Raw genomic sequence first — 10848 nt, 5'->3', positions numbered from 1 at the left:
CCGCCCCATCCCCTCCAGCCCGTAGGCCATGAGGAAGGCGTTGCGGATCTCCCGGGCGATCTCCAGGGCCGCTCGGTAGGCCTCCAGGGCCTCCTCCAGCTGCTCCTCGTCCCGAGCCAGGTCCCCCAAACCCATTAAGAGGAAGGCCTCCATCCGGCGGTCACCGACCTGGCGGGCCAGGCCCAGGCCCTCCTCATAGTAGCGGCGGGCGGCCTCGAACTGGCACTGGGTGTAGGCTGTATAGCCCATGTTATTCAGAAGGGCGATCAGCGGCCGAGGGTTCTCCAGGGTCCGGGCCAGGGCCAGGGCCTCCTGGAGGTAGAGGTCCATCTCCACCAGCCGGTCCTGGGCCCGCAGGGCCTCGGCGAGCTCGATCAGCGTGTTCACCAGATCCACCGGGGCTTCGAGGGCCCGGAACAGGGCCATCGCCTGCCGGAGATCGTGCTCTGCCTCCCGGGGGCGGCCCAGGGCGAGGCGGGCGAAGCCCCGGAGGCGATAGGCCGAGGCCATCGGGTGGGCCCACTCCGGCCGGCTGTGGGCGAGGGCGGCCTCGGCGGCGGTGACTGCTTCGGCGTGACGGTCCATTAGCTTCAACGTAGAGGCTCGCTGAACCTCGATTTCTACCCGAGTTAGGTCATCTATTCCCTTAGAATCAATTTCGATTTGTTCAAGAAGGGCTAATGCTGCTTCCAATCGACCCGTGTCGGCCATCATCTTCGCCTGATAAAGGAGCAAACGAGGGGCCCGCCGGAGACGGTCCGGAGGGAGGGCGCGGAACCACCGCCCCAGGGTCTCCAGGCGGCCAGCGGCATAGAGGCCCCGCACCGCCCCCTCCATGGCCTCCACCGCCGCGTCCAGGTCCCCAGCCTCCAGGAAGTGGGGGACGGCGGCCTCGGCGTCGCCGCGGCCGGCGAACCATCTCCCGGCCCGCTGGTGCAGGATCTGGTAGCGCCCGGGGTCCCGTTCCCGCAGATAGAGATTGAGAAAGTCCCGGAACAGGTGATGGTAACGATACCAGGGCCCCTCCCGGGTGGTCTCCACCTGGATGAGGAAGAGCTGGCGCCGGTCGGCCTCCTCAATCCAGCGAGCGGAATCGGCGCGCCCCCGGATGGCGTTGCAGGCGGCGACGTTAAAGATGGGGAGGATGGCCGTCTCCAGGAGGAACTCCTGGAGCTCGGGAGGCTGACGGGCCAGGGCTTCCTCCTCCAGGTAACGGTAGAGGGTCCCGGGCTCCCCGGGCCGGAGGGTCGGCCGGGCGCCTTCTTCCCGGATATGCTGGGCCAGGAGCAGGATGGCGGTGATCCAGCCTTCGGTCTCCCGGGCCAGGGCCCGGGCCTCCACCTCGGAGAGTTCCAGGGCGAGGTGGCGGGTGAAGAGGGCGTGGATCTCCTCGGGGGTGAAGGCCAGGTGCTGGGCGCCAAGGCCTGTCGCCTGCTGACGGGCCACCAGTCGGGTGAGGGGGAGGCCGTGGGGGCCGCGGCTGGCCAGGAGGATATGGAGGTGCTCCGGCGCGTGTTCCAGCAGGTGGCGGACCAGGATCTGGATCCCCGGGTGCTCGGCCACCACGTGATAGTCGTCCAGGACGATGGCAAAGTAATCGGGGATGTTCTCCAGCATATCGTTGATCATGGCCGTGGCCACGGCGTCGGGGGCGGCCCCGGCCCGCAGGACGCCGATCGTGGTGCGGCCGAAGGCGGGGAACCGCTCGCGGAGGGCGGCGACCAGATGTTCCGCGAACCGATGGGTGTTCTGGTCCGTCTCATCCAGGCTATACCAGGCGACGGGCAGGTCGGTGTCGTGGTAAAACTGGACGAGCAGGGAGGTCTTCCCGTAGCCGGCCGGGGCGGAGATCAGGATGAGGGTTTTGTCGATGTTCTCGTGGAGGAAGTTCAGCAGGCGAGGGCGATCCAGCAGCGGGCCGCGCCGCACCGGCGGGTGGAGTTTCGTTCGGGCGATCGGGAGCTCCGTGACCATCGCGCCCCCTTCGATGGATCCCTTCCTGGGTGTTCAGGAGCGGGCGGTGGCGAGACTTTTGGTGGTAGGAACTACGCCGTTGAAGGTGCAGCGACCAGGTCTGGATAACCCCACTCCTCACTCCCCTATCCCCCTCCCCACGGCCCAGAGGGCGGTGGGAAGAGGAGATCAAAAATACTTTTAGGGGCGGAGCTTGGCGCCAAAGGTGCCAGGCTCCGCCCCTAAAACCCCTCCCTCCAAAGCCACTCAAGTTAGAGAAGTGTTGGCGAAATGAGTATAACTGGAAGAGCGGGTTTCGGGCAAGATTGGTCCCTTGATGTTAACGAGGCTTATGTCCATAGGATCATCGGAGAGGAGGCGGCGAGGCTTTCCCTCTTCTCCCCCCGTAAGTTTAACGGCCCACGCAGGCCCGAACGCGATTGCTCTCGGTTTCGTTGCCAGCCTTGTCGTAGGCTTTCACCCAGAATTCGTGGCAACCCAGCAGCCGATCGCGCTCTACCTGCCGGAAATACCATTTGGCGTTGAACGGCGGCACGTCCCGCACGGCGAACGGCTGGCCATCCGCATAAAACTCCACCCGATCCATCGCGTAGTTGTCCGAGACCTCTATGTTCACGCTGATCCACTCGTCCGCCGGGCTGTAGCGTTCGCCTTCCCGCGGGTAGACTACGCGGACCGAAGGCGGGGTATGATCCACCGTCACGGGGGCCACCGCGGTGTGCACGCTCCCGTCGTGGCGGACCACCGTGAGCTGTAAGGTGTAAAGGCCGTCGGCGAAGCCCGCCGTGTCCCAGTTCTCCAGCAGGCCGTTATCCACCGGATTTCCGTGATCCGGCCCGATGGGGATCCAGGCGGTGGGATTCAGGCCAGCGCCCACCGCCACCCGATAGAAAGCCACATCGCCCCGGGCGTTGCCGATGATGGGGACGATCCCCCGCACGTAGGCGTAAGGAGCGGGGTTCAGGATGGCCACGTCGCCGACCGGCTGGGCGAACTGAGTGTCGTATTCCGTGGGCGGCTGAGGGATGCCGGTCTCCCGGGCCCAGCCCAGGGCCTCCGGCGGGACCACCAGGAAGACCTTTTCCTCGATTTGATCGGGCGGCGTGCTGGCGGTGGCCAGCTTGCCGGTCTCCCGGTTGATCAGGAACGCCTGATGGAGATCGCAGACCTCCTGGGGCTCGGTGCCGGGGATGAACAGCTCCCGCACGGTCGGGCAGTAAGGGCCGGGAAGCTTCCCGGAGACGGCGCAGATCGTCTTCTCGATCAGGCCGGGCGGCCGCTGGAAAGGCTCCACCGGGAGATTTCGATGGGCATATTCCATCACGTCGTGCCAGATGGGGGCTGCCCCGGCGATCCCGGACACATTGCGCATCGGGCTGTTGTCGGTGTTCCCCACCCAAACGCCCACGGCCAGCTGCGGCGTGTAGCCGATGGTCCAGTTGTCTCGGAAATCGTTCGTCGTCCCGGTCTTCACCGCGGCGGGCCGGGAGAGCTCCAACGCGTTCCCCCGTCCGAACGCCTCCCAGCGGGCCGCGTTGTCCGAGAGGATGCTGGTGATCAGGTAAGCGACCCGCGGGTCCAGGATGGCCTGCACCTCAGGCTGGCGGTATTCCCAGAGGACCTTCCCATCGGGCGTCTCCACCCGGAGCACAGGGACCGGATCCAGCTCCCGGTAGCCCGGGCGACGGCGTTCCTCGGGCACCGGCGCCCCGGCCATGAAGCCGTGGTTGGCGAAGACGCTGAAGGCGTAGACCATATCGATCAAACGGACCTCGCCGCCGCCCAGGGTGAGGGCCAGGCCATAGTAATCCAGCCCCTTATCCAGGGTGGTGATCCCCATGCGGTGGGCCAGGCGGATCACGTTGGCGATCCCGGCCATCTGCAGGGCCTCCACCGCCGGGATGTTATAGCTGCGGGCCAGGGCCAGCCGCATCCGCTGGGGGCCGTGGAATTTGCGATCGTAGTTCTCTGGCGCATAGGGCGGCATCCCCGGGCCCTGGTCGAAGGTCTTGGGGACATCCCAGAACAGGTGGGAGGCCGGGACTCCCTGGCTGAGCAGCGTGGCGTAGGTGAAGGGCTTGAAGGAGGAGCCCGGCTGCCGCAGGCCGTCGACCGCTACGTTGAAACGACCATCGATGGACTCATCCCAGTAATCCACGCTCCCCACCATCGCCAGGATCTCACCGGTCTTTGGCCGGATGGCCACCAAGGCCCCGTTGGTCACGTTGCGGTTTTCGGACTTCAGCTTTTCTACATGGCGGCGGACCGCTTCCTCGGCGTATTGCTGGAGGTCCCAATCCAGGGTAGTGTAGACCCGCAGCCCGCCCCGGTTCACCAGGTCCGGCCCGAAGCGCTCCTCCAGCCAGCGGCGGACGTAGATGGAGAAGTGAGGGGCCCTGATGTCGAAGCGCTCCGTCGGCTTGCGCCGGATCTGGAGGGGCTGGGCTTTAGCGGCCGCGGCTTCCTCCGGCGTGATGTAGCCTTCTTTCACCATGGCGTCTAACACCAGTTCCTGGCGCCGCTTGGCCTCCCGGGGTGCGTCGATGGGGTTCAGGCTGGGGAACTGAGGGATGGCGGCCAGCATCGCCGACTCCGCTAGGTTGAGCTCCCACACGTGCTTCCCGAAGTAGATCCGAGCGGCCGCCTCGACCCCATAGGCCAGGTTCCCATAGAAGTTCGTGTTCAGATAGAGCTCCAGGATCTGGTTCTTGGAGTAGCGCCGGGAGATCTCCAGGGCCAGAAGGATTTCCTTAATCTTGCGGGCATAGGAGCGCTGGTAGCGCTCCTGAGGATCGATGAGGGTGTTCTTCACCAATTGCTGGGTGATGGAGGAGCCGCCCTGGACGATCTCGCCGCCGGTGCGCAGGTTGATCCAGAGGGCCCGCAGTAGGCCCCGCGGGTTGATCCCTGGGTTCTCATAGAACGAGCGATCCTCAATGGCGATGGTGGCCTGGCGCAGGGAGAGCGGGATCTGGTCCAGGGGGACCCATGTCCGATCGCCCCAGGTGGGATCGATGACTTCGTAGAGCAGGATGCGGCCGGTGCGGTCGTAGATTTTCGTGGTTTCGAAGGCTCTGGCGCTGGCCTCAATGCGCGAAGGGTCGAGATCCCGGACCAGGCTCGTATATAGCGCGGCGGCCCCGGCCACGCCGGCCGCGGTGAGCACCCCGAAGGCCGTTGTGAGGAAGATCACGGCCACCAGCGCCAGGCGGATCCAGGCGCGGGTTCCCTGGCGGCTGCGAGCCCGCCGCATCCGCCGCCGCTCCAGCAACCATCCCAGCTCACTGTTCCGAAGGGTCATCCTCCACCATCCCGGATAGAAAGGGTAAGCTGTGGTGGGACAGGCGTTTCCTTGCCTGTCCCACCATCCCCCCTCTGGGTTTCAGAGTATGTTATCATTCTAACTCAACCCGGGGGTTCAAGGGGGGACGCCTTCGGCGGCCTGCCCAGCCCCCAAGTCCCCCTCGCAAAGGCCATGACCGACGGCTATGGGGGCAAGCCGGCTCCCCTCCTCGAAGCCTCTGGGCTTTGGAAAGGAGGCCCTGAGGACTGCGGAGAGAGAGGAGCGATGGATCTTCCCCTCAAAACGTGGGGGCACGGCGTCGCCGTGCCCCCACGTTGGAGAAAACTGTCCGGATCGCCTATTCGGAGGCCCGCACCGGCTCCGGGGCGTAAACCGGCGTGCACCAGTGGCGGTACTTCGGCACCTTCCCCCGGACCACGTCGAAGTATAGATCGTGGAGCCGACGGGTGATCGGCCCGATCTCCCCCGTGCCCACCGGCCGCCGATCCACCGAAACCACCGGGACGAGCTGCACGCCGGTGCCGCAGAGGAACATCTCGTCCGCGTAGTAAAGCTCGGTGCGGTCGATGTGGCGCTCCACCGTCGGGATCCCCAGCTCGTGGAGGGCGAGATCCATAATGGTGCGCCGGGTGATCCCCTCAAGGATCTCATCGGTCACCGGCGGGGTGATCAGAACCCCATTCCGGATGATGAAGAGGTTCTCCGCACTCCCTTCGGCGACGTGGCCGTCCTCTGTGAGCACGATCGCTTCGTCGAACCCATTGAGCATGGCCTCGCTCTTGGCCAGGGCGGAGTTCACATAGGCGCCGGTGATCTTGGAGCGGGCGGGGATGGCGTTGTCGTTGATCCGCCGCCAGGAGGAGACCATCACATGGGCCGCCTCGCGCTCAATATAATGGCCGAAGGGGGTCGTCCAGATGGTCAACTCCTCCTTGAGGTTGTGCAGGCGGACTCCGATGACCTCATCGGCCTTGTAGGCGATCGGGCGGATGTAGACGTCCTCGCGGTATCCCTCTTTTTGGAGCAGCTCGACGGTGATGCGGGTGAGGTCGTCCGGTGTGTAGGGGAAGCTCATCAGGAGCATTCGGGCGGAGGCAAGGAGGCGTTCGTAGTGCTCGCGGGGCCGGAAGATGAGGAGCTGCTGTTCCTCATCGTTCCAGTAGGCCCGTATCCCTTCGAAGACCCCCGTCCCGTAGTTGAAGGCGTGGGTCCGCACGCTGACCACGGCTTCCTCGATGGGCACGATGCGCCCCTTGAAGAACGCATAGCGGCCGCTCATAGCCTTCCCCCTATCGGTGAAAGTGGTAAGGCTCCATGGGACGGAAGCGCCTTTCATGCCGGGGAACTTCGCCCCGCGCTGGGGATCTCCCGGCGCGGGGGGAACGCTTCCCACCCACCTTGATTATACCCTGTCGTAAGGGCGGAGGGGACCATGCCTTTTTGCTTTCACGATCAGGATGCCCTCGCTGGACAGGATGGCGCCGCGAGCCGATCATCGATGGATAAGAGCAGGAACTGTGTAACGCTTGTGATTTATACTGGGCCGGGAAAATCCCTCCCCGGAGGCCCCTCCGGGCTCCGGGGAGAAAATGAGGAGGACGGCCCTTTGGGGAGGCCCCGAAGGCAGTCCCCTCCATTCGATCAGAGCATGCCCTGCGGAGGATTTGAGGATGGGAGAGGCAAGGGAGGAGAGCGCTTATCTGGCTGCCCTGTTCGATCTGTTCGGACGGGCGAATTTTGAAACCCGTCGGCCCCAGATGCCGGAGGCGTTCCGCCTGGATCCTGTCCGGCGTCTCCTGGAGCGGCTCGGAAATCCCCATCGCCGCTATGCCGTGATCCATATTGCGGGCACGAAGGGGAAAGGCTCTACGGCCGCTATGGCCGAAGCGATCCTTCGGGCGGCCGGGTATCGGACCGGCCTCTACACCTCCCCTCATCTGCATACCATGCGGGAACGGATCCGCATCGCGGGGGAGATGCTCTCCCGTTCGGCGGTGGCGGATCTCTTCCAGCGGCTTCGCCCGCTGATCGAGGCGGATCCCGAGCTCACGGTTTTCGACCTTCTGACGGCGATGGGGTTCCTCGCCTTCGCGGAATCCGGGGTGGAGATCGCGGTAGTGGAGGTGGGCCTGGGAGGACGGCTGGATTCCACCAATGTGGTCTCGCCGGCCGTCTGTCTGATCACCGCCCTCAGCCGGGATCACACGGAGATCCTGGGCCCGACGTTGGCCCACATTGCCTTCGAGAAGGCGGGCATCCTGAAGCCAGGGGTTCCCGCGGTGACGGCCCCCCAGCCGGAAGAGGCGATGGCCGTGCTGCGCCAGGTGGCCGAGGAGCGGGATGTCCCGCTGTTCACCCTCGACGGCTGGCGATACGGCCCGGAGAAGATCTCGCCGGCCGGCCAGTGGGGGGAGATCCGCGCCCCGGACGGAGCCCGCTGGTCCGTCCGCCTGCCGCTGCTGGGGCGCCACCAGTGGGAGAACGCCGCCCTCGCGGTGGCGGCCATGCTCCAGTTACGGGAGCAGGGGTGGGGGATCCCCGACGAGGCGATCCGCGAGGGGCTGGAGCAGGTGAAGTGGCCGGGGCGCTTCGAGATCCTGCGGGAGGACCCGCCGCTAGTCCTGGATGGGGCGCACAACGACGCCTCCGCGGCGCGGCTGGCGGAGACGATCGCGGAGGTGTTCCCAGGGCATCGCTGGCGGCTGATCTTCGGGGTTTCCGCGGATAAAGATCCGATAACCATCCTGAGGCCGCTATGGCCACTGGTGGAGAAGGTCTGGCTCACTCGATCCCGTCATCCCCGGGCCGCGGACCCTCAGCGCCTGGCGGAGGCGGCGGAGGGGCTGGGTCTTTCCTGGCGGATCCGCGGCGAGGTGGCGCAGGCCCTTGAGGAAGCCTTCGCGGAAGGCGGCCCGATCCTGGTCACCGGCTCCCTGTTCGTCGTCGCGGAGGCCCGGGAGGCATGGGCCGCCTGGGGCCGGATGCCGGTGCCCGAGATCGATCCGATCCTCGTCCGGGTGGGAGGACGATGAGCGAAGGGAGGACTCACGTTCCGGGATCTTCCCCAACGGGCCTGGATGCAGGCGCTGAGGATCGACCGCGCCCCCCCGATGGGGAGGCAGAGCCGATTCCCGCTGCGTTGAAGGATAGGTCGTGTTGACCTAGGATTGAGCGTCCCACTACCCCGGACCGGCGGGTGACCCCTTCCCCTCATCTCCCTTCCCGCACCGTTCCGCGGTGCGGGAAGGGGATCCTAAGGATTTTTGGGCCCACCGGGCCTCCATCTTTTTGACCAGTTCCCAGTTTTCGATAGAATGAAAGGCAACCGCCCATGCCCCGCGCTCGCCGCTGCCCATCGGATTCCGGTAAAGAAGGGGGTTTCCCATGCGTGTGGTGTTCCCATTTACAGCGATCGTCGATCAGGAGCGAATGAAGCGCGCCCTGGTGCTCTGCGCCATCTACCCGCAGATCGGCGGAGTTCTGATCCGTGGCGAGCGGGGCACCGCGAAATCCACGGCCGCCCGTGCCCTGGCGGCCCTCCTCCCCGAGATCGAGGTGGTGGCTGATTGCCCCTTCTCCTGCGATCCCCATCAGTCGGCCACCTGGTGCACCCTCTGTCAGGAGCGGGCCGCCCGCGGCGAGACCCTCCCAGTGGCCCGGCGAAAAACCCGCTTCGTGGACCTGCCGGTTAGCGCGACGGAAGACCGGGTGGTGGGGACCCTGGATATCGAGCGGGCCATCCAGAAAGGGGAGCGTCGGTTCGAGCCGGGGGTCCTGGCGATGGCCAACCGGGGCCTGCTGTATGTGGATGAGGTCAACCTGCTGGACGACCACATTGTGGACGTGCTGCTGGACGCGGCGGCGATGGGCGTGAACGTGGTGGAGCGGGAGGGGATCTCCTTCCAGCACCCGGCCCGCTTCATCCTGGTGGGGACGATGAATCCCGAGGAAGGCGATCTGCGGCCGCAGTTGCTGGACCGCTTCGCGCTCTGTGTGAATGTGGAAGGGGTGCGGGATCCCGCCCAGCGGGCGGAGATCCTGCGCCGCAACCTGGCCTTCGAGCAGGATCCGGAGGGCTTCCGGGCGGAGTGGGAACCCTATGAGCGCCAGCTCTCCGAGGAGATCGCCGCCGCCCGCGAACGGCTTCCCCAGGTCCTCCACACCCCGCGGGATCTCATGCTGATCGCCGGGCTGGTGGCCAGCTTAGGGGTCGACGGCCATCGAGCGGACCTGGTGATCCTGAAGACGGCGCGGGCCCATGCGGCCTTCAAAGGTCGGGACCAGATCGCGGAGGAGGATATCCTATTGGCGGCCGAGCTGGCGTTGCCCCACCGGCTCAAGCGCCGGCCCTTTGACGAGGATGGCCATCTCACGCTGGAGCAGCTGGCCGAGCGCATGGAACAGGTCCGGCGTCAGACGGAAGGGAACGCCCCTTCCCAGCCGACCTCGGCCTCAGAAGGAGGGACCCCAAAAAAAGCGCAGCGCACCGACGGGGAGCTCCGTGACCGGAGCCGGCCCGTCGGGGAGGAATCCGCGCCGCTGCAGCGCCAGACCGTCACTCGTCAGGAAGGCGTGTGGTGGGAGGGTGGGAAGCAAGTGCCGATCGGGGAGACCTTCCGGGTGAAGCGACTGGACACGCCGAAGGACCGTCGGGAGCGTCGGGTGGGTGGGCGCCGCAGCGTCACCCGTTCCGCCCGCAAGCGCGGCCGTTATATCTGGGCGCGGTCTTCTCCGGGCCAGGCGGACGATCTGGCCTTCGATGCGACCTTCCGGGCCGCCGCTCCCCATCAGATCGAGCGGGATCGCTCCCAGACCGCCCTCGCCATCCGGCCGGAGGATTACCACCGTAAGGTTCGGGTTCGCAAGGCAGCCAATTTGATCCTCTTCGTTGTGGATGCCTCGTGGAGCATGGCGGTGGCGGAACGGATGGAGGCGACCAAAGGGGCGATCCTCTCCCTGCTGACGGACGCCTATCAGCGGCGGGATCGGGTAGGGTTGATTGTCTTCCAGAAAGATCGGGCGCGGCTGGTGTTGCCGCCCACCTCCAGCGTGGATCTGGCCAAGAGGGCCCTGGAGGATATCCCAGTGGGGGGCAAGACGCCGCTATCGGCTGGCCTACTGCTGGCCTATGAGGTGCTCTGTCGGGAGATGCTCCTGCGCCCCGATGTGCGGCCGTTGATGATCCTGCTGACGGATGGGGCGGGGAACGTCTCGATGAGCGAGCTGCCGCCCCAGGAGGAAGCGCACCGGATCGCGGATCTCTTCCGGGAGCGGGAGATCCCGTGCGTGGTGATCAACATGGAGCATGCGGCCTTCGACCAGGGGCTGGCCCAGGCCCTGGCGGATCACCTGGGGGCTCCGTGCTACACCCTCCAGGATCTGAAGGCCGAATCCCTGTATTCCACCGTGCGCGCCGCCATGCGTTAAGGGGGCTCCAACAAACAGCTAACTTTATCTTTTCCCCCTCACCGGTGTGGTGGGGTGGCCACTCCAGACCGTAGGGATGATTCTTTCATGCTTTCGTGGGTGCGGGCCGCCAGAGGCGCCCCACACCCCACGAAAAATACTGC

Annotated in this window: 5 protein-coding genes; 2 read left to right on the top strand and 3 right to left on the bottom strand. The window is 66.0% G+C overall.

The genetic code is table 11. The features are described 5' to 3' along the window. The 3 genes from NZM16_RS12060 to NZM16_RS12050 all read right to left on the bottom strand — a co-directional run. Nucleotides 1–1974: tetratricopeptide repeat protein (locus tag NZM16_RS12060; protein WP_295480584.1), on the bottom strand; the 1974-nt coding region annotated here is incomplete at its 3' end. 391 nt (nucleotides 1975–2365) lie between these two features. After that, nucleotides 2366–5275: a penicillin-binding protein gene (locus NZM16_RS12055; RefSeq protein WP_295451850.1), complete on the bottom strand. Its 2910-nt coding sequence runs from the start codon at nucleotides 5273–5275 to the stop codon at nucleotides 2366–2368. 340 nt (nucleotides 5276–5615) lie between these two features. After that, on the bottom strand, nucleotides 5616–6557 hold the full coding sequence (locus tag NZM16_RS12050; protein WP_295451848.1) for a branched-chain amino acid transaminase: 942 nt from the start codon (nucleotides 6555–6557) through the stop codon (nucleotides 5616–5618). Between the two features lie 391 nt (nucleotides 6558–6948). Here NZM16_RS12050 and NZM16_RS12045 point away from each other — a divergent pair, with 391 nt between their 5' ends. Together NZM16_RS12045 and NZM16_RS12040 are read left to right on the top strand one after the other, a co-directional pair. Continuing rightward, a complete protein-coding gene (locus NZM16_RS12045; RefSeq protein WP_295451847.1) occupies nucleotides 6949–8310 on the top strand; it encodes a folylpolyglutamate synthase/dihydrofolate synthase family protein in 1362 nt (453 codons plus the stop codon). 352 nt (nucleotides 8311–8662) lie between these two features. After that, nucleotides 8663–10705 carry a putative cobaltochelatase gene (locus NZM16_RS12040; protein WP_295451844.1) on the top strand — a complete coding sequence of 681 codons (2043 nt, stop codon included), beginning with the start codon at nucleotides 8663–8665 and terminating at the stop codon, nucleotides 10703–10705. Nucleotides 10706–10848 lie beyond the last annotated feature (143 nt).

Source organism: Thermoflexus sp., from assembly GCF_025055495.1.
Taxonomy (GTDB): Bacteria; Chloroflexota; Anaerolineae; order Thermoflexales; family Thermoflexaceae; genus Thermoflexus.
The sequence above is the reverse complement of the archived record's forward strand: the minus strand, read 5'-3'. Positions and strand labels throughout refer to the sequence as shown.

Coding starts and splice junctions, on each gene's coding strand:
- NZM16_RS12055 (WP_295451850.1), bottom strand. CDS start 5,275: ATGACCCTTCGGAACAGTGAGCTGGGATGGTTGCTGGAGCGGCGGCGG.
- NZM16_RS12050 (WP_295451848.1), bottom strand. CDS start 6,557: ATGAGCGGCCGCTATGCGTTCTTCAAGGGGCGCATCGTGCCCATCGAG.
- NZM16_RS12045 (WP_295451847.1), top strand. CDS start 6,949: ATGGGAGAGGCAAGGGAGGAGAGCGCTTATCTGGCTGCCCTGTTCGAT.
- NZM16_RS12040 (WP_295451844.1), top strand. CDS start 8,663: ATGCGTGTGGTGTTCCCATTTACAGCGATCGTCGATCAGGAGCGAATG.